Raw genomic sequence first — 218 nt, 5'->3', positions numbered from 1 at the left:
AGCGTCTGCTTTCTTTGGGTGTTCAGGGCGTGGACTAACCTTACGCCAGCCATGACGTTTCAGAAGTGCATAGAAACCTTCGCGGCTTGTTTTACGTCCTACTCTTTTTTGATAGGCTTCAAAGAGTTTGTCAACAGTGACAAATTCTCCATTCATAGCGGAAGAAGCCTGTTCTTCAAGAAATTCCTCTTCCTCTTCATGTGTTAAATAAAAGTGGC

The 218-nt window shown here is 43.6% G+C and carries 1 protein-coding gene; it reads right to left on the bottom strand.

The annotated features are described in order from the left end of the window. Positions 1 to 218: winged helix-turn-helix domain-containing protein (locus E4T71_RS09665; protein ID WP_167758543.1), on the bottom strand; the 218-nt coding region annotated here is incomplete at both ends.

Source organism: Streptococcus sp. WM07, assembly GCF_004570525.1.
In the GTDB taxonomy this organism is placed as follows: domain Bacteria; phylum Bacillota; class Bacilli; order Lactobacillales; family Streptococcaceae; genus Streptococcus.
Note: the sequence above shows the minus strand (reverse complement) of the source record. Positions and strands in the feature narration are given on the sequence as shown.